General features: G+C 57.0%; 18 protein-coding genes. 11 read left to right on the top strand and 7 right to left on the bottom strand.

Annotated elements, in window-relative coordinates; all coding sequences use genetic code 11:
- Window positions 1-59 precede the first annotated feature (59 nt).
- A complete protein-coding gene (locus EH206_RS15035; RefSeq protein ID WP_040343988.1) occupies window positions 60-1,619 on the top strand; it encodes a cobyric acid synthase in 1,560 nt (519 codons plus the stop codon).
- Window positions 1,620-2,260: 641 nt separating this feature from the next.
- Here the strand turns inward: EH206_RS15035 and EH206_RS15025 are convergent.
- Window positions 2,261-3,313, bottom strand: coding sequence for an IS110 family RNA-guided transposase (locus EH206_RS15025; RefSeq protein ID WP_009113678.1), 1,053 nt, complete (start codon window positions 3,311-3,313; stop codon window positions 2,261-2,263).
- A 306-nt stretch (window positions 3,314-3,619) separates the two neighbouring features.
- On the opposite strand from EH206_RS15025, the gene cobU reads away from it, so the two are divergent.
- The 10 genes from cobU to EH206_RS14975 all read left to right on the top strand — a co-directional run bounded on the left by cobU (window position 3,620) and on the right by EH206_RS14975 (window position 13,163).
- The gene (cobU, locus tag EH206_RS15020; protein WP_009113677.1) at window positions 3,620-4,165 is read left to right on the top strand and encodes a bifunctional adenosylcobinamide kinase/adenosylcobinamide-phosphate guanylyltransferase; all 546 of its coding nucleotides are present in this window, start codon (window positions 3,620-3,622) and stop codon (window positions 4,163-4,165) included.
- Window positions 4,162-4,908: an adenosylcobinamide-GDP ribazoletransferase gene (cobS, locus tag EH206_RS15015; RefSeq protein WP_009113676.1), complete on the top strand. Its 747-nt coding sequence runs from the start codon at window positions 4,162-4,164 to the stop codon at window positions 4,906-4,908. The genes cobU and cobS overlap by 4 nt, the downstream gene beginning before the upstream one ends.
- Window positions 4,909-4,966: 58 nt before the next feature.
- Window positions 4,967-5,575, top strand: a complete 609-nt coding sequence (locus tag EH206_RS15010; protein WP_009113675.1) for an adenosylcobalamin/alpha-ribazole phosphatase — start codon at window positions 4,967-4,969, stop codon at window positions 5,573-5,575.
- Window positions 5,576-5,587: 12 nt separating this feature from the next.
- On the top strand, window positions 5,588-6,652 hold the full coding sequence (gene cobT, locus EH206_RS15005; protein ID WP_009113674.1) for a nicotinate-nucleotide--dimethylbenzimidazole phosphoribosyltransferase: 1,065 nt from the start codon (window positions 5,588-5,590) through the stop codon (window positions 6,650-6,652).
- Window positions 6,653-7,145: 493 nt separating this feature from the next.
- Window positions 7,146-8,036, top strand: a complete 891-nt coding sequence (locus EH206_RS15000) for a MurR/RpiR family transcriptional regulator (RefSeq protein WP_009113672.1) — start codon at window positions 7,146-7,148, stop codon at window positions 8,034-8,036.
- Window positions 8,037-8,108: 72 nt separating this feature from the next.
- Window positions 8,109-9,242 carry an ABC transporter substrate-binding protein gene (locus tag EH206_RS14995; RefSeq protein ID WP_009113671.1) on the top strand — a complete coding sequence of 378 codons (1,134 nt, stop codon included), beginning with the start codon at window positions 8,109-8,111 and terminating at the stop codon, window positions 9,240-9,242.
- Window positions 9,242-10,363 (top strand): ABC transporter ATP-binding protein, encoded by a 1,122-nt coding sequence (locus tag EH206_RS14990; RefSeq protein ID WP_009113670.1) that lies wholly within the window; start codon window positions 9,242-9,244, stop codon window positions 10,361-10,363. The genes EH206_RS14995 and EH206_RS14990 overlap by 1 nt, the downstream gene beginning before the upstream one ends.
- Window positions 10,360-11,211, top strand: a complete 852-nt coding sequence (locus EH206_RS14985; protein ID WP_009113669.1) for an ABC transporter permease — start codon at window positions 10,360-10,362, stop codon at window positions 11,209-11,211. The genes EH206_RS14990 and EH206_RS14985 overlap by 4 nt, the downstream gene beginning before the upstream one ends.
- Window positions 11,208-11,987 carry an ABC transporter permease gene (locus EH206_RS14980; RefSeq protein WP_009113668.1) on the top strand — a complete coding sequence of 260 codons (780 nt, stop codon included), beginning with the start codon at window positions 11,208-11,210 and terminating at the stop codon, window positions 11,985-11,987. The genes EH206_RS14985 and EH206_RS14980 overlap by 4 nt, the downstream gene beginning before the upstream one ends.
- A gap of 33 nt (window positions 11,988-12,020) precedes the next feature.
- Entirely contained in the window at window positions 12,021-13,163 is a 1,143-nt protein-coding gene (locus EH206_RS14975; RefSeq protein ID WP_009113667.1) for a M24 family metallopeptidase, read from the top strand.
- A 104-nt stretch (window positions 13,164-13,267) separates the two neighbouring features.
- Here the strand turns inward: EH206_RS14975 and EH206_RS14970 are convergent, their stop codons facing one another.
- From EH206_RS14970 to EH206_RS14945, 6 genes are all read right to left on the bottom strand, one after another.
- Complete coding sequence (locus EH206_RS14970; protein WP_009113666.1) at window positions 13,268-13,789, bottom strand: rhodanese family protein; 522 nt, start codon at window positions 13,787-13,789, stop codon at window positions 13,268-13,270.
- A gap of 134 nt (window positions 13,790-13,923) precedes the next feature.
- A complete protein-coding gene (locus tag EH206_RS14965; protein ID WP_009113665.1) occupies window positions 13,924-15,150 on the bottom strand; it encodes a PLP-dependent aminotransferase family protein in 1,227 nt (408 codons plus the stop codon).
- Between the two features lie 44 nt (window positions 15,151-15,194).
- On the bottom strand, window positions 15,195-15,884 hold the full coding sequence (locus EH206_RS14960) for an amino acid ABC transporter permease (RefSeq protein WP_198008363.1): 690 nt from the start codon (window positions 15,882-15,884) through the stop codon (window positions 15,195-15,197).
- Window positions 15,885-15,891: 7 nt separating this feature from the next.
- Window positions 15,892-16,638, bottom strand: a complete 747-nt coding sequence (locus EH206_RS14955) for an amino acid ABC transporter permease (RefSeq protein ID WP_009113663.1) — start codon at window positions 16,636-16,638, stop codon at window positions 15,892-15,894.
- 146 nt (window positions 16,639-16,784) lie between these two features.
- Window positions 16,785-17,693, bottom strand: a complete 909-nt coding sequence (locus tag EH206_RS14950) for a transporter substrate-binding domain-containing protein (RefSeq protein WP_009113662.1) — start codon at window positions 17,691-17,693, stop codon at window positions 16,785-16,787.
- 296 nt (window positions 17,694-17,989) lie between these two features.
- Window positions 17,990-18,670 carry a GntR family transcriptional regulator gene (locus EH206_RS14945; protein WP_009113661.1) on the bottom strand — a complete coding sequence of 227 codons (681 nt, stop codon included), beginning with the start codon at window positions 18,668-18,670 and terminating at the stop codon, window positions 17,990-17,992.
- Window positions 18,671-19,112: the final 442 nt, after the last annotated feature.

The raw sequence follows: 19,112 nt of genomic DNA, 5'->3' as shown, positions 1-19,112 counted from the left end.
AACAACAGCTAAGGAAACTCTCGCTATCCGCTGCGCCGGTTGCGCAGCGGGGGAACGCCATGACCCTGTCCGTTATGTTGCAAGGCACCGCCTCCGACGTCGGGAAAAGCGTACTGGTGGCCGGACTGTGCCGGATTTTCGCCCAGGACGGCTACCGCTGCGCGCCGTTCAAGTCGCAGAATATGGCGCTGAACTCGGGCATCACGCCCTACGGCGAGGAGATGGGGCGGGCGCAGATATTCCAGGCGGAAGCCGCCGGCATCGAGCCAGACGTGAGAATGAACCCGGTATTGCTCAAGCCCACCAGCGACCGCAAATCACAGGTGGTGCTGATGGGAAAAGCGGTCTGTAATATGGATGCGGTGAGCTATCACCAGTATAAGCCGCAGTTGCGGCAGCAGATTTATCAGGTGTACCACAGCCTTGCCGGCGAGTATGACGTGATGGTGCTGGAAGGGGCGGGCAGTCCGGCGGAGATCAATCTGCGCGACCGGGATATCGTCAATATGGGCATGGCGGCGATGGCCGATGCGCCGGTGCTGCTGGTGGCCGATATCGATCGCGGCGGGGTGTTCGCCGCCATCTACGGCACGCTGGCGCTGCTGCGTCCGGAAGAAAAATCGCGGGTGAAAGGGGTGATCATCAATAAGTTTCGCGGCGACGTCGCCTTGCTCCGGTCGGGGCTGGCGCAGATTGAGGAACTGACCGGCGTACCGGTTATCGGGGTAATGCCGTGGCTGGATATTACGCTGGAGGACGAGGACGGCGTGGCGCTGCAAACCGGCAAATACCACGCTGGCACACAGGCCGCGGGCGCGGTGGAAAAGGCGTTGGATATCGCCGTCGTCCGGCTGCCGCATATCGCCAACTTTAGCGACTTTAACCCGCTGGTCGCCCAGCCGGACGTTAATCTGCGCTATGTCGCCGAACCGTCGGCGCTGGCGGGGGCGGATCTGCTGATCCTGCCCGGCAGCAAAAATACCTTGGGCGACCTGCAGTGGCTGCAACGGAGCGGCTTCGCCCAGGCGCTGCTCTCGCAACATCAGGCCGGGGTGCCGATCGTCGGCATATGCGGCGGCTATCAGATGCTGGGCCGGCGGATCATCGACGGGGTGGAGTCGGACGTGGCGCAGATGGCTGGCCTGGGACTGCTGGACGTGACAACCGAGTTTGCGGTGGAAAAGGTGACCGCGCGGGTGAGCGGCCGCTGCGGCGACGCGCTGCCGGGCATTTTTTCCGCCGGCGCCGGCAAAGCGCTCGGCGGTTATGAAATTCATATGGGCGCTTCGCGTCTTGGCGACGGGGCAAGGCCGTTTGCCCGTCTGACCCTGAGCAACGGCCGGCTGGTGGATTATAGCGACGGGGCGGTAAACGAGGACGGCAGCGTTGTCGGCAGCTATATTCACGGCCTGTTTGATAACGGCGAATTTACCCGCGCGCTGCTGAACGCGCTGCGCAGACGCAAAGGCGTCGCGCCGTTTGCGGGCGAAGCCTTCGATTACGCCCGCCACAAACGGCAGCAGTTCGATATTCTGGCGGCCGCTATGCGGGAACATATTGATATTGAAGCGATATACGGGTTTATGGCGGGATATGGCAAACACAATGCCGATGGTTGATGGCGTTGTCGGCTTTTAAGCGTATGGGCGTGACCCCACCCCAACCCTCCCCTTCGCAGGGGCTGTCTCTTATACACAAATCCAAGGAACCTCTAGAGGCCATGTGTATTCTGGTCTTGGGGTCATTCTTGGTTCTTTGTTTTTTGCTTTTCGTCGGCGTAAGAAATCACGCTGAGGTGGACGCCCCCGCGAATGCGCCGCAGGGAAGCGGCGCAAGCCAGTGCCGCGTCGGACAAAAACGCCGGGAGCGTTTTTGAACAGCGCTTGCGCTGGCCCGGTAGGGCGAGTCTCAGGGATGAGACGAGTATTCCGTCACTGGCGGTTCGGGACAGGGGGCGACCGCCGAAGGCATCGCGTCAGCGACGTGATTTCAGCCACTAGCCCGGGTCCGGAGGGTGGTGGCGCTTGAACCACCCTGCGTCGGGCGCGTGCTGCGACATAGCAGAGAAATGACGGCCTTCTAGCGCACGAAATAGCGCTGAACTCACATATACCGTTAACAGTAAATATGTGACTAAGAGACAGTCGCAGGGGAGGGAGCAAGTAAGCTCCTCCCCCCTGACAAGGGTGGGTTTATAGCTTTGCTCCTCCCCCTGAGAAGAGGGAGGCCGGGAGGTGCCCCTATTAAGTTGTCAAGCATGTTATGACGCCTGCGGGGTATAAAAAGTCCCGTCACGCATCATGGCGAACAGGACGTCACAGCGTCGTCTTGCCAGGGCGATAAGTGCCTGATTGTGTCGTTTCCCCTGGCTCATTTTGCGCGTGTAGTAAGCCCGGGATATGGGATCTCTCAGCGCAGCGAAGGCTGACAGGAACAGAGCCCGTTTGAGGGTTTTATTACCTCGTCGGGATGGATGTTCACCGCGTATGGATGAGCCTGAACGCCGGGTTACCGGCGCAAGCCCGGCATAAGCCGCGAGATGAGCAGCAGAGGCGAAGGCGCGACAAGCGACTTCTCTTCTAAGGAGTCTGGCTGCGGTCCTGACACCGACTCCAGGCATGCTGGTCAGGACCGGGTAAAGAGGGTGTGCGAGGACCCGTTGTTCCACCTCAAGCGCAACCTCGTCTCTTTGCTGGCGCAGAGTGATGAGCTGACGGGCAAGGCGCGGCAGAACAACGATAGCGGCGTTAGTGCCGGGAACGATGACGGTCTGCTCTGTAAGCGCCTGAGTTATCTCGGCGGCAAGGCGTTTCCCCAGCCGGGGAGCCAACTTGCAGAGCTGGGTCGCCAGCTTCCTCTCACTCAGCGAAGCAAGTTTCTCTGGTGAGGGATATCGCTGGATAAGGTCGAGTATCGCAGGATGATCGAGTCGTGGCCCGAGAATGCGTTCCAGTGCGGGATGTATCTGGGTCAGAAGGCCCCGGATACGGTTACTGGCCTGAGTTGTCTGGGCTGCAAGGTCATCGTCAAAGCCGCAGAGCATGGAGAGTTCGGCGATCTGCTCATCAGCGAGCTTCAGTGAACGAAGCGCATGAGGCAAGGTACGTGCTGCGTCGGCAATGATGGCCGCATCCCGAGCATCGGTTTTGGCTTCACCGGCGTGTAAATCGGCGATGCGGCGCATTGCCAGACCGGGAAGGTATCCGACAAGGACGCCTTCAGAACGAGCGACGGCAACGGCGTGATGTGTGTCTTTACCGACATCAACGCCAATAAAGACTTGGACTGATTCGTAATCGCTGGATTCGGTCATTTTGTCTCCCTGTTTTTTTATACGGGTTAACCAGTAACCACGGGGAGCAGGTTCCGGCATCCACGTTACAGACGGTCCCGACAACTATGCCTGACCTGGCCCCTATTAGCGGTCGCCAGCGCCCCACCAGACCCGGTGACATCACCTCCCGGATCATGGACGACTGGGGGTAGTAATCATGCCGGGTCTGGCTGGCTAACACCCCATTATACGGGGTACGAATAAAGTAACGGGGTAATTAATGGCAACGCAGGTTCTTTGCCAGCAGCCTCACTATCAGCAGAATATCCTGAACAGGAGCAGCATGTGATCTTGATTACCGGCGGCGCCCGCAGCGGCAAAAGCGCCCTGGCGGAAAAGCTGGCGGCGCGGCGGCGCGACAAGGTACTGTATATCGCCACCTCGCTGGTGACCGATAACGAAATGGCCGAGCGCGTGCGGCTACACCGGGCCAGTCGTCCGGCCCACTGGCGCACCTGGGAAGGCTATCGCGATCTCGACCGGGTGATAGCGCAGCAGGCCGCTCCCGACGAAGCGGTGATCCTGGAGTGCGTCACCACCATGATAACCAACCTATTGTTTGAGCTGGCGGGCGACACGCCGCCCGAACGGATGGATTTCCCGGCGATTGAGGCGGCGATCCAGCAGCAGATAGAGGCGTTGATTGCGGCCTGTACGCACAGCGCCGCGCCGATCTACCTGGTCACCAACGAGCTGGGCATGGGCATTGTGCCGGAAAACCGGCTGGCGCGGCATTTCCGCGATATCGCCGGGCGGGTTAATCAGCGCCTGGCCGCCGCCGCCGAAGAGGTCTATCTGGTGGTGTCGGGGATTGAGGTAAAAATCAAATGAGTCTGCGTCTATTTCTTGCCACGCTGCAATTTATGACCCGGATTCCGGTGCCTGAACGCTGGACCCAGGGGCTGGATATGCGGCAATACGTGCGGGGCATCGTCGGTTTTCCCGTTATCGGCCTTATCGTCGGCGGCCTCGCCGGCGCGGTATTTATGGCGCTGGCGCCGTGGATCGGGGTGCCGCTGGCCGCGCTGGGCTATGTGCTGGCGCTGGCGCTGATTACCGGCGGCTTCCATCTCGACGGTCTGGCGGATACCTGCGACGGGGTGTTCTCCGCCCGCACGCGCGAAAAAATGCTGGAAATTATGCGCGACAGTCGGCTCGGCACCAACGGTGGGCTGGCGCTGATTTTTATCGTGGTGGCCAAAGTACTGGTGGTCAGCGAACTGGCGCTGCGCGGCGCCTCGATGCTGGCGCTGCTGACGGCGGCCTCGGTGGCCGGACGCAGCGCCATTGTGCTGCTGATGTACCGTCAGCGCTACGCCCGGGAAGGGCAGGGGCTGGGGAATCTGTATATCGGCCGGGTGAGCGGCGGCCAAGCGCTGGCGACGCTGCTGGGCGGCGCATTGCTGGTGGGGCTGTTGGGCCATATTCAGGCGCTGGCGGCGTTCGGCGCCACCCTGGTTCTTGTCTGGCTGTTAGGCTTCTACCTGCGCCGGCGTCTGGGCGGGCAAACCGGCGACACGCTGGGCGCGGCGGCGGAGCTTGGCGAGCTGGCGTTTTTACTGGCCCTGCTTTGACCGCGGAACATCCGTCATCGCGGGCAAACCGGCGACCGACGAAACATTGGGAGAAAAGATGCGGCTATTTCTGGTCAGACACGGTCAGACCGAGGCGAACCTCAGCGGGGTATTTTGCGGCGCAACGGATATCGCGCTGACGGAGAGCGGCGTGGAGCAGGCGCGGCGGGTATCCGCCTGGCTGGACGAAGTTGTTTTTTCATCCGCGGTCAGCAGCGCGTTGCTGCGGGCGAAGCATACCGCCGCCATTGTGCTGGCGGCGCGGGAGATCGCGGCCGCGGCTGATGCCGCGTTGAACGAGATGCATTTCGGCGACTGGGAAATGCGTCATCATCGCGACTTGCAGCATGAGGATACGGACGGCTGGGCGGCCTGGGTGGCGGACTGGCAGCAGGCGCGCCCCACCGGCGGCGAGTCTTTCCCGGCGTTTGCAAAACGGGTGGAACATGTGGCGCAGACATTGCTGACGCAGAAAACCGGGGATAACCAACTGATCGTCGCGCATCAGGGGGTACTCAGCCTGCTGCTGGCAACGTGGCTGAATATGCCTCCCGCCGCGATGTGGCATTTTCCCTTTGAACAAGGCGCCTACAGCGTGTTGGAAGTGCAGGATGGCTTTGTCACGCTGCGGGCATTTAATCATCGTTGCCGATGGCAGGCTGAATAACGAGAAAATAGTATGCAACTCTCCCCGCGACACCCTCTTTCACAGCTGGTTAAGGCAATTACGCCGCTGGACGGCGACGCCATAAACCGCGCGGCGGTCAGGATTGACGGCCTATTGAAGCCTTTGGGCAGCCTCGGCCGGCTGGAGCAACTGGCTATCCAGCTCGCCGGTATGCGCGGGTTGTCCGGGCATCAGGTCGCCCGCAAACAGATTATGGTGATGGCCGCCGATCACGGCGTTTATCACGAAGGGGTGGCGATTTCGCCGCGCGCGGTGACGGCGATTCAGGCGGCCAATATGGTCAAGGGCATTACCGGCGTGTGCGTGCTGGCGGCGAACGCCGGAGCGGAAGTCAAGGTGGTGGATGTCGGCATTGACGGCGATCCCATCCCCGGCGTGGTGAATATGAAGGTACAGCGCGGCAGCGGCAATATTCGCCGCGGCGCGGCGATGACGCGAGCGCAGGCGGAAGCTTTGCTGCTCGACTGCGCCCGGCTGACCATGCGGCAGGCGGCCGAGGGCGTACGGGTGTTTGGCGTCGGCGAGCTGGGGATGGCGAACACCACGCCGGCGGCGGCGATAATCAGCGTATTGACCGATAGCGATCCGCAACGGGTGGTCGGCATCGGCGCCAATTTCCCCGACCACCGGCTGCATCATAAAGTGGCCGTGGTGCGTGACGCCATTACCTTTAACCAGCCCAATGCCCATGACGGCATTGACGTGCTGGCAAAAATCGGCGGTTTCGATCTGGTGGGCATGGCGGGCGTCATGCTGGGCGCGGCGGCGTCCGGGCTGCCGGTGGTGCTGGACGGCTTCCTTTCCTATGCCTCGGCGCTGGCCGCCTGCCGTATCGCCCCGCGGGCGCGTGACTATCTGATCCCTTCCCATCTCTCCGCGGAAAAAGGCGCGCTAATCGCGCTGCGCCATCTGCAACTGGAACCCTATCTGCAATTGGGCATGCGGCTCGGCGAAGGCAGCGGCGCGGCGATCGCCATGCATCTGATCGATGCGGCCTGCGCGATGCATAACAATATGGGACAGCTGGCGGACAGTCATATTGTGCTGCCGACATAGTGTAAATCCACTTTCCCGCCTATCTGTCGGGTATAACGCCCGATCGGCTATATAACTGTCAACCGACGACACAAACCTCCGGGAGAAAAAACGCCCGGAGCGTTTTTTAACGCCGCTGGCGGCGGCCCGTCAGGGCGGAGGGCAGGACGACCTCCGTAAATTTTTATCGTCGGTCGGCGTTATTCATCTACGCTATATGAGAGATGCTATCTTTGTTCTCTGCCGTTATCAGATAGCGGAATGAATAGTTAATAAGGAAATATATTGTTGATTTATATATTAGCAACGCGACGGATTTTATACTAATGGAGCTATTAATATACCTGTATATAGTCACGCTAGTCATTTATTGTTTTGTCAGTGAATTCTGCTTTGATGTTATCTTTTTGATTTTAAATTGTTTTTTGTTTTTATCTCAAAAAGGTTAATTTTATTGTTGCAAATACAACATGTTTGCATTTTACTGTAGTAACTGAATCATTCAGGATGGTTTATGAATTTCTCAGCATTGGTTAGCGAACGTTTTTCAAGTCTTACTCCGGCACAACAGCTTATTGCTCGTTATATCGAAAGAAACAAGGAACGAGTAGCCTTTATGACGGCCAGACAGTTGGCGGGCGCCATTAATGTCAGTGACGCCGCGGTGGTAAGATTTTCCCGGGCGTTGGGGTATCGCGGTTATGCGCACCTGCGTGAAGATCTGGGCGAGGCGCTGATTGAAAATAGCGGCTTGAGTGGTGTATTTCAGCGGGCTCCGATGTCATCCGGCGAGGCTGAGTTAAAAGAGCAGGTGTTTGCGAATGGCGGTTTGTTAATCAGCCAAACTGCGGCGCTAAATCCGCCAGAAACCGTCGCTCGTATTGCCGACAAGTTGGCTTCTGCCAGGCGGATCTGGGTTACGGCGCACGGTACGACGCATGCAATGGCGGTCTATTTGGCAATGCAGCTTAACGTGCTGAAAAATGCGGAAGTATTTAATGTTGGGGCGGGGGATGTAGCCGATCGGATCAGGAATGTTAGCGATGAGGATGTTTTTATCGGCATCGGTTATGAACGTTACCTTCCTTATACCGTTGAACTGATGCATCTGGCCCGTCTCCGTGGCGCCTATGTTGTTGCGTTGACCGACCGGGCCTCATCACCTCTGGCAGTTGAATCTGATGAAGCGATGTATGTTGCACGTGGTACATCGCAGGTCGCTTGGTGGTCACAGATTGGTACGCTGATTATGGCTGACTGGTTAATGTCGCAAATGGTGGTGCGGAATACGGAAGACGTAAGAGAAAAACTACAGGAATCAGATAAAGCTTGGGAATTACTTGGTCATTGGAAAAATGACAACACCAGGGAAACACTTATAAATAAAGCATTAAATAAAAAATAGTATCTACTTTTAATATATCATTGATGCCAGAGAGGAGCTGTTTTCGTTATCTAATTGCAAAGGAAAATGAGTATGAGTAATACAAAAGGAGAGAGGCCGTCTGCCATTCAGAACTCAATGGTAGACCGTATAGATACCGCACGTCGTCGTTTAATAAAACAAAGTTCTATTATCAGCGCCGGGGTGGCGCTTGGCGCTTTCTCTGTGCCTTCGGTGTTTGCCAAAGGCAGCCGGGAAGTGATCGTTCGGGGGCTGGGCGGCGCTTATCAGGAGGCGATGGAGACTGCGATTTATAAGCCTTTTACTGCAACAACCGGTATTCAGGTTAAAATCATACCCTCGACCGCATCACAAATATTGGCCATGGTAAAAGCCGGGCGAGTCAGCATTGATGTTTTGGATTTAGGCGATATTATTCAGTTTAACCTGGACAAAGCCGGAGCATTAGCCCCCATTGATTATTCGGCGATGAAATTCTGCAATCCGGATGATATTTTGCCGGAGCTTCGTCATCCGAATATGATTGGCAATCTGTTATTCGCCACCGTCATCGCCTACAACACCGATGTTTTCAGCGCTGGGTCTCACCCTAAAAGCTGGGCGGAGTTCTGGGATGTGAAACGCTTCCCCGGCCCGCGGACGTTAGCGGATATGCGTTCCGGTTCTGTGGAGCTGGAATTTGCCCTGCTGGCCGACGGTGTGGATAAATCGCAGCTTTACCCTATGGATATCGACCGTGCTTTCGCCTCCTTAAATAAAATTAAGCCCAATGTTTCAAAGTGGTGGGACACCGGTGCGGTCTCCGCGCAGTTGCTGGAGCGCAAAGACGCGGTATTGGGCGCGCTGTGGAATGGCAGAGCGCAGGCATTGATTGATCAAGGCGCGCCGCTGGCGATTGAGTGGAACCAGGCAAAACAGCAGGTGCAATACTGGAGCGTGGTCAAAGGCGCGCCGAATCCGGAGAATGCCCAGTTGCTTATCGACTTTGCCTTACAGCCAGAGGTTCAGGCCAAACTGACCCAGTATATCGCCTATGGCCCGACCAATAAAAAAGCCTTTGATTTCGTCCGCCCTGAAGATCGGGCGAAACTGCCCTCGAACCCGGCCTATTTTGCAAACACCTTTGTACAGGATGCGCAGTGGTGGTCGGATAATCTGGAACGGGTGGGGAGAGTCTGGCAGCCCTGGATTTTGGGTCAGGCTTAATGAGTGGTGCCAATCTATCGCTTCGCTCCGACCAATTGAAAGCGGGAGCGGAGCTTCGTCTGAAAGGGCTGACCCGGCGTTTTGGCCACGCGGCCGCAGTAGATAATCTGAATCTGACCGTTGAACCCGGAGAGTTTGTCACCCTGCTGGGGGCCAGCGGATCGGGAAAAACCACCACGCTGATGATGGTCGGCGGTTTTACCGCCCCCAGCAAAGGGCGGATCCTGATCGGCGGTAGGGATGTGACGCATCTTCCTCCCGCCAAACGGAACCTGGGCGTGGTGTTTCAGAACTACGCTTTATTTCCCCATCTCTCGGTTTTCCGCAATCTGGCGTTTCCGCTGGAAATGCGCGGCGTAGCGGGGAACGTTATCAGGCGAAAAGTGGCGGATGCGCTGGATATGGTGCAACTAGCTGATAAAGGCCACCGGCTGCCGCGCGAGCTATCCGGCGGGCAGCAACAACGGGTTGCTCTGGCAAGGGCGCTGATTTTTGAGCCTCAGGCTCTGCTAATGGACGAACCGCTGGGTGCGCTGGACAAAAAACTGCGTGAGCATATGCAGCTGGAACTGAAACGTTTGCATACCTCAAGCGGTTCCACGGTGCTGTTTGTTACCCACGATCAGGAGGAGGCGCTCACGCTATCCGATCGTATTGCGGTGATGCAGGATGGGCGGATTGCGCAAATAGACACGCCGCAATCCTTATACGAACAGCCGCAAAGCCGCTGGGTTGCCGAATTTATCGGGCAATCCAATTTTATTGGCGGTTATATCGACGGGGTGCATGCCGCTGGATATGACCTCAGGCTGGACAGCGGCGAACGGATAAGTGGACGGGGCGTCAAGCATCTGTCATACGGGCAGCGCGTGTTGGCGGTATTACGCCCGGAGAAAATTCGTCTGGCGGCGGCGGATCAACTGCCGCTAAACGCCGTGATAAGCGATGTACTGTATCTGGGGCACACGGTGAAAGTGACCGTACGGCTTAATGACGGCACGGCGCTGCTGGTTCAGGCCCAGAACATCGATCTGGAAAAGGCGATAACCCCTGGAATGGCCGTTTCCCTCGGCTGGCAGCCGGAAAACCTGTGGCTGATCGCCGGGGAGCAACGGCAATGAACCTCTCTCTGCCGGCGCGTCGTAACTGGAAGCCCTGGTTGCTGTTGGCGCCGTCGTTGCTGGCGCTGCTGGTGTTCTTTATCTACCCGTTGCTCAATATGCTGAGCGTCAGCCTCTACGGCCCGGATTTTACCTGGCGACACTACCTGCGCATTATCCATGAGCCCGTCTGGATAAACGTTCTGTGGATAACTCTGCGCATATCCCTGTGGGTGACGTTGAGTACGCTGTTGCTGGGCTATCCGTTGGCCTGGGTGCTGGCGACGCTGAAACCGCGCACGGCGAATATTTTTCTGATTGTGGTGATTATTCCTTATTTTACCAGCGTGCTGGTGCGCACCTATGCCTGGATGGTGCTGCTGGGGGCGGAAGGCATCGTGAACCAGCTGTTGACCGCCGTGGGGCTAATCACCGAACCGCTAAAACTGATGTATACCTCAACGGGGGTACTTATCGGTATGACCTATATCCTGCTGCCGTATATGATTCTGGCGCTTTACAGCGTAATGCGCGGCATTGATCTTGGTTTGCTGAGCGCGGCGGAAAGCCTGGGCGCTTCACGCCGCCGCGCCTTTTGGCGAATTATTGTGCCCCTCTCTTTACCGGGCGTCGCCGCGGGCGGGTTGCTGGTATTCATTCTGTCGCTGGGCTTTTTCATTACCCCCGCGCTGATGGGCGGCCCGCAGCAAACGATGGTTTCAATGGTGATTGAAAGTCAGATAGAAACCTATTTCGACTGGGGATTCGGCTCTGCGCTCTCCTCGGTATTACTGATCGTTACACTAGCGTTATTCTGGCTTTATCAGCGGCTTATCGGTCTGGAACAGCTGTTTGAGGCAAAACGATGAATACCGGCAGACCGGGGCTGTTTTCGCTGATTATGGCGCTATTGGTGCTGTTATTTCTGGCGTTGCCCATCATTATTATTTTCCCTTTGGCGTTGAGTCCGTCGGCCTACCTGACGTTTCCCCCCGGCGGATTTTCTCTGCGCTGGGTGGAAAAAGTGCTGACCGATTCGGCCTGGCTGGATTCGCTGTGGCTGAGTTTTCGCATCGCTGTGATGTCAACTCTGATGGCGATGCTATTAAGCCTGCTGCTGGCGCTGGCATTGGTTCGCTACCGCTTTAGCGGGAAGAAGATTATCTATGTGCTGGTTTTGCTGCCGTTGATCGTCCCTAATATTATCGCGGCGCTCTCATTGTTCTTTTTCTTTTCCGCGGTCGATATATTTAATAGCATCAGTGCGATTATTATCGGCCATACTATTATCTCATTACCTGTTGCGACGATTATTATCTCTTCCACCTTACAGGGAATAGACAGCCAGCTTGAGTATTCGGCGATGAGCCTCGGCGCCGGCAACTTCACCGTGTTTCGGCGCATTACTTTTCCCCTGGCGGCGCCCGGCATGATATCCGCCGCGATTTTCTCTTTTCTCAGCTCTTTTGACGAGTTGTTAATCGCTATGTTTATGGCGGGTAATGAAGCGCAGACGCTATCCGTGCGCATATGGAACAGCGTGCAGTTCCAGCTCGATCCGACCATTGCGGCGGTGAGCGTATTGCTGGTTCTGATTACCATGGTCACGCTACTGACGGCGAATTGGCTAACAAAACAACGATAGCGACATTGTGAATATTTTCCGGGGATAAATAAAATGAAGAGTGATAAAACGCTGGTTTTTACACGGCAGGAATATCGTCAGCGGATAGAAAAAATACGCGCTTATATGCGGGATAAAGATATCGGTCTGCTATTGGTTGATCAGACGGAGTTTTTGTTTTACCTGACCGGGTTCAGCATTTCCGAAAATATGTATCGCGCCTGTTTATTACCGCTGGAGGGCGATGCGGTAATGGTATATCGGGCGATGGATGCGCATACCTTTCAGGAAAACAGCTGGATAACGGATACTGTAACCTTTGCCGACTGGCAAGATCCCATAGAGGTGATTATCGGCACGATTGTCGAGCGCGGTTGGGATAAACAGCATATTGGCGTGGATTTTGACTCTTATTGTATGACGGTGGCGCGCTTTAATCGCCTGCAAAGCCGCCTCCCTTCCCGGCCTTTGCGTGATTTTTCCGGCGTTCTGGAGCAATTACGGGAGTGCAAAACAGAACGAGAGATTGGCTATATCGCCGAGGCGGCCAGAGTCGGAGATCTCGCGCTGTCCGCCGCTGTTGCCGGTTTAAGCATAGGGAAAACCGAACGCGATGCGGCGACTATCGTTCATCAGGTGTTTATGCAGAATGGGTTGGACTCAGCCCGCTACGGTATTATCACCACCGGCGTCGGGAACAGTTTTTTGCACGGCAATTTGCATCAACGGCCCTTGGCGACGGAAGATATTGTCCATATGGAATTAGTACCTGTTCTGCATGGTTACAGCGCCCGCCTGATGCGCCCGGCGATTATCGGCCGGGCATCGCCGCGGCAGCAGGAGATAGCGCAGCAGCTGATCGCCATTCAGGACGCCCAGTTCGACGCCATGCGGCCGGGCGCCATGGCTAAGGATATTGATGCGCTGGCGCGCAACGCCGTGCTGGCCGCCGGGCTGCGGGAGGATTACGGCGGTATTACGGGATATAGCCTGGGCTATTATCCGATTTCCACCCCCCGAACCAGCGATTTCAGCCGCGTCTTTTTACCCAATGCGCAGTGGCGCCTGAAAGTCGGAATGGTATTTCATATGTATATCTATGCCGAGGGGCTGGCGTTCAGCGAAACCATCGCCATTACGGAGCAGGGCCATGTCCGCCTGACCCAGGCGCCGCGGCGGTTATTTATTGCCGGCTGATGTCCGCGGGTTAATGCGGCGTAATGCGCTGAATCGTGCATTACGCCGTTATTCATCCACCAACAGCGATCTTACACCGGATACCGGCGGGAGCGTATGGCTTATCAGAGCGGCGATCCGCGGTTCCAGGGCATCTTCAGCAGCAGGCGGGCCAGCCCGCAGAAACCCGAAATACCGGCAAAGATAAGCCCGGCGCCGATAAATCCCGACAGGGCGTGGAACCAGGGGGAAACCGTGGCCCCCAGGACGGCGCCCAGCAGCACGATGGCGCCGGCGGTAATCTGCACCTGGCGGTTAAGCTCCAGCGGCCGTGACTTATCGACCACGGTGGGCAGCCCCGCCTGTTTCCAGGCCGCCAGCCCGCCGTCCAGAATATAGGCGTCGCCCGGCACGCTGGCGGCTAGCCTGTCGGCATTGGCCTGGGTGCGGTTACCGGAGAGGCAGTGGAAGATAACGCCGCCGGCGTCGGTCAGCGGCGGCTGCGCCGCAATGTCGCTTAGCGGAATATGCCGCGCCTGGGCGATATGTTCGCGCGCGTACTCATCGGCCGCGCGGATATCGACCAGCAGGACGCCGTTCTCGATCAGTTCGCGAGCGTTCTGAGGCTGGATAAGCTTGATGGGCATATTAATTTCCTTGGTGGCGACCTGTGACCATATAGCTACAGTATATCTCTTTGCGCGTGAAAATGATTTTCTCCAGGTTACGGATGCTAATAGACGATCCTCGGCGCAGGAGGATATTTTGCCGCCGCGCCGGTTTACCCCCGATAGCGCATGCGTCCCGCCGCCGTTTTCTCCAGCCGTTGCGCCAGACTTTGGGCGATAGCCGCGAAGTCCGCTTCGTTTTTTCCCTGCCGCGTCATAAATTGCGTGCCGACGCGCAGCGCGAATTCATTCAGCGCGCGCGGATCGGCGCAGGTGCCGACCAGAATGCCGTGCCGTTCGAGCGCGGTAATGGTCGCTTTCGCCGGCATCGACGAATCCATCGGGATCAATAGCTGATGGGTGGCGGTCTCATGCGCCTGTGCGGCAATCACCGACACGTCCTGTGCCCGCAGCGCTTCGGCCATGGCCGCGGTGTTGCGGCAAATTTGCCGCGCATAGCCAGCGCCATGCCGCCGGGTTTCCAGCAGCGTCACCAGCAATGACGGCAGGCAGCCCGCGTCGCAGTTGGCGATCATCCGGCTTTCGATCAGCCGCGATAGAAGCCGGCGATCGTCTGCATGACGGCCGGCGATAATGCTGTGGGGGCGGCCCGGGAAGGTTTTATAGGTCGAACTGGTCATGATATCGACGCCCAGCGCCAGCGGATTGGGAAACATTCCGCCGGCGATAAGCCCCAACACATGGGAGGCGTCGAAAATTACTTTGGCGCCGATCTGGTGCGCGCTGGCGACCACAGGAGCGAGATCGTCGGCTTTAATCATTACCGAACGGCCCAGCATCACCAGCCTGGGCTTGACGGTCAGGATCATTTCGGCGGCGGCGGCGGCGTCCAGACGGTCGTGCCGCGCGTCGTACGGCAGATCCATCACCTTCAGTCCCGCCAGTTCAGGCGTTCCTCCGCGCCGCTGGCTTAAATGACCGCCGTGGGCGGCGGTCGGCGCCAGCAGCAGATCGCCGGGTTGTGAAAACGCATGGAATACCGCCAGATTCGCCGTGGTGCAGTTCGCCAGGCGGGTTTCCGCCCATTGCGAACCGAACAGCGCGTTCACTTCGTTTTCCACGGCGATTTCCAGTTTTGACACCAGATCGGTATCCGGCTGTTCCTTGGCGAAACGGGGGCCCATGGCCGGATAGGCGCTTAGCGCCGGGGAGTAGGCGGCGATCGCCGCTTCGCTGGGTAAATTGGCGCCGGCGTAGAGCACGATGCGATCATTTTTCAGGGTATCAAGGCGCGCGGCGCACAGGCGTAACAGCGCATCGTTGTCTTTGGCGATGGATACGGGGTTATCGGCCTGGTTGTTATCTTGCGTTGTGGGCATTCAATTCACCAATCGGTTTGAAAAAGACGTAGACCTTTCATCACTTAACGGATAATGGCGGTGCGCTTCTGTAGTAGCCGCACGGCGTTGGACGCCAGATAGGAAATGATGAAATAAACGGCGGCGGCGAACAAATACATCTCCAGCAGGCGCCCGTCGCGTTGGGCGACCTTGGCGGCCGCGCCGAGAAAGTCGGTAATCGACAGGACGTAGACCAGCGATGTGTCCTGAAACAGGATAATCGTCTGGGTCAGGAACAGCGGCAGCATATTGCGCATGGCCTGCGGCAAAATGACGTACATCATGGTTTGTCGGCCGTTCAGCCCCAAAGCCAGCGAGGCCTGTGACTGGCCGCCGGGCAGCGACTGAATGCCGGATCGGACGATTTCACAAAAATAGCAGGCTTCGAACAGCGTAAAGGTAATGACCGACGACCAGAACGGATCGACCCTGACCGGGAAAGAGGCGCCGGTTATCCATTGCAAGAGATAGGGCACCAGAAAATAGAACCAGAAGATCACCAGCACCAGCGGCAGCGAACGCAAGAGGTTGACATAACCGGCGGCCAGCACGGCCAACGCCCGGAAGCGCGACAGGCGCATGATCGCCAGCAGCGTGCCGAAAATAATCCCCAGCAGCGTGGCGCAGAAAGTGAGCTTCAGCGTAAAGCTCATGCCGGTCAGAAACAGGTAGGGCAGGGCGTTGACGATGGTTTGAAAATCGAATCCTGTCAGCATTGTTTCAGCCCTTCTTCCTGTGCTGAGCGACGCCGAAACCCGGCAGCGCCGCTCTTTTTTCCATGCCGCGCATGACGAAGACGATAATCAGGTTAAGCAGCAGATAAAGCAGGGTGGCGGCGGTAAAGGCCTCAAACACCTGGAAACTGTTTTCCTGCATGGCGCGGGCGCCGCCGGTGAGTTCCATCAGCCCGATGGCCAGCGCGACCGAGGTATTTTTGGTGCAGCTGAGAAATTCCGAGGTGATTGCCGGCGTCACGATGCGAAACGCCACCGGCAGTAACACGAACCGATAGGTTTGCGGCAGCGTTAATCCCAACGCCTGAGCGGCCATGCGCTGACCTTTGGACAGGCTTTCCAGCCCGGCGCGCACCACTTCCGCCATACGCGCGCCGTGATAGCAGCCCAGACAGAGCGTGGCGGTATAAAACTGCGCGTCAGGCAACTGTTTCAGCCAGTCGCCCGCCGATTCAGGCAGCGCCTCCGGCAGGACGAAATACCAGAGAAACATTTGCATCAACAACGGAATATTACGAAACAGTTCGACGAACGCGCTGCCGCAGCGGTTCAGCATGGCGATCGGCGTATTGCGGGCGATACCGGCCAAAGACCCCAGCAATAGCGCGATGGCAAAGGCGCAGACGGCCGTGGCGGCCGTCCAGCCAAGACCCATCACCAGCGTTTGCCAGTAGGTATGGGTGCCATCAAGCGACATATCGAAAAATATGCCCCAGTTCCAGTTATAGTTCATCGTTTCTCAAACTAAGTTTTCTTATTGTGCTGTTTGCCGGCATACGCTGATGCATGTCGCCGACTTTAATCCCTGGCTATGGCGTTACTCGCGATATTGCATTTTCCGGGTAGACGTCTTGTCGATAGCAGATCAACGAGCGAGTCTTAGCGGTAAAGCTCGGGGTTAGGATCGTCGGTGGGCTGGGCGATCACTTTCTGCAACTGCGCCGACATCGGGAAATTCATATTGACGTTTTTCGGCGGGATCGGCTGCGTGAACCATTTGTCGTAGATCGCGGTAATGGCGCCGCTGCCGTACAACCCTTCAATGGTGGCATTGACCAGCGCCTTAAACTGCGCGTCGTTACGGCGCAGCATGACGCCGTACGGCTCCACCGACAGCGGTTCCGTTGAAATCTGATAATCGTCGGGATTCTTGGCCGTTGCCCGCGCGCCGGCCAGGGAAACGTCATCGAAAATAAAGGCGGCGGCCCGGCCGGTTTCCAGCGTCAGCATGCCTTCGGCCAGATCCTTGGCGGAGAGAATCGTCAGGTCCAACTTCTGAGCGTTATTGGCGTCATTGATAATTCTGACGCTGGTGGTGCCCGCCAGCGTTACCACCGTTTTTCCTTTCAAATCCGCCATTGACGCCACCGGCGCGGATTTTTTGGACAGAATTCGGACCGCGGCGACAAAATAAGTGGTGGAGAAGGTCACCTGTTTCTGGCGTTCGGCGTTGTTGGTGGTGGTGCCGCATTCCATATCAATGGTGCCGTTGGCCAGCAGCGGGATCCGCGTGGTGCCGGTGACCGCCAAGGTGCTGACCGCCAGGTCGGGTTTATTCAGCCTGGTTTTTACCGCATCGACCACCGCGGCGCAGATATCCATCGCATAGCCGATGGGTTTCTGATTATCGTCGTAGTAGGAAAAAGGCACCGCGCCGTCGCGGTGCCCCACGGTTATCTGGCCGCTGTCGGCGATTTTTTTTAATGTTCCTTCCAACTCCTCGGCGCCGGCCGATGCAGTCGTCAGGATGAGCGTGCACAGAGATGTAGCCAATATCTGTCGTTTCATGGTTTCTCCACGGAATGCCGTCGTTAATTGCTCTTGCGTACTGATGACCAGTCTGCGCTTCGTGGCGGATTGCGGCCCGCAAAGAGAAACGCAACAGGAGTGTGGTTGGTCGATAATCGATCAATTAGGCGAAAGCGGTCAATGAAAAATAATAATGTATAATTAATTCATTTATCAAAGGTAAAATAAATCACTCGATTTTTGGCGTTTTATTGCCATTTTTTATTTTAAATTCAAAGTTTTATGTTTTGTTGGCGCGGAGTGGTCAAGAAAGGGAGATATAAATAAATCTTATGCTATTGGCGATGGCCGGCCGCGGGGGCGTTGACCGCGTTGCGCACGGCGTTCGCCGTGCTCATCACATGCTTACGCAGCGTCATTGCCAGTTGCCCGGCATTTTTTTCCCGCAGCCACCGTAGGATCTCTTCATGTTCCTGTACGGCCAATTGCCAATCCTGGGGCAACTGGCGGATGGTATGCCGAATATTTCTGATACGCAGCTCAAGGTTGTGGTACAGCGCAATCAACGACTGGTTACGCGCCGCGGCAAATAGGGCTAAATGGATTTCCCGATTCAACCTGGAATACTCCAGTCTGTCGAGCTGTTGATACGCCTGTAACATGGCGTTATGCAGTTGCTCAATATTAGCTAACTCGTCGTCGGTAATATGCTGGCAGGCTATCTCGCCGGCCAGCCCTTCCAGGCTGGCGATAATGGGAAAAATTTCGAACAGCTCGTCATCGGTCAGCGTGGCTACGCGGGCGCCGCGTTGAGGCAGCAGGACGATCATCCCTTCGGTGGCAAGGACCTTAAGCGCTTCGCGCAGTGGCGTGCGGGATATCTCAAACTGTTCGCACAGCGTTTTTTCGGGGATGCGGCTACCGGGTTCCAGTTCGCCGCGGACGATCATTTCTCGAATAAGATCGGCAATCTCACTATGGAGCGTTTTGCGCGAGATGGACATTCCTTTGAGCATTGGGGAACCTTCTTTCGATGAATGACGGCGTGGCGTAACGAAAAGGGAAATTATGCTAGCAAGCTAACAATATCATAGTGCATAGCGCTTTCAGACTTCAACTGTAGACCAGACAAGGGCTGTATACAGTTTTGTCCGCGGACCAGCCGTTGCCTGAGTGCCAGCGCCGCTATTTCACCCGAGTTGCCGTGCCGCTCTCCATTGTTAGATGTCCCTCCCGAAACAACGAATGTCCTTCGCAGCAAAGCGGTCCGGCTCCGGGCCCTCTATTTTTGACGATAGAGAGGGATTAAAACCTCTACAAGCGCGCATTAACTTCCGGCTGATGCAGGTTTTTTAACCCGTGCCGGAATACAAGTCACACGGCTGGCGACGATAATGTTCGCCAGCCCTTGTGACCCCGGCACTACATCGTGACGTAAACGTGCCTCCGCGACAGGCC

The sequence above is a fragment of the Brenneria nigrifluens DSM 30175 = ATCC 13028 genome, assembly GCF_005484965.1.
In the GTDB taxonomy this organism is placed as follows: Bacteria; Pseudomonadota; Gammaproteobacteria; order Enterobacterales; family Enterobacteriaceae; genus Brenneria; species Brenneria nigrifluens.
This window is presented reverse-complemented; position numbering and strand designations above follow the sequence as displayed.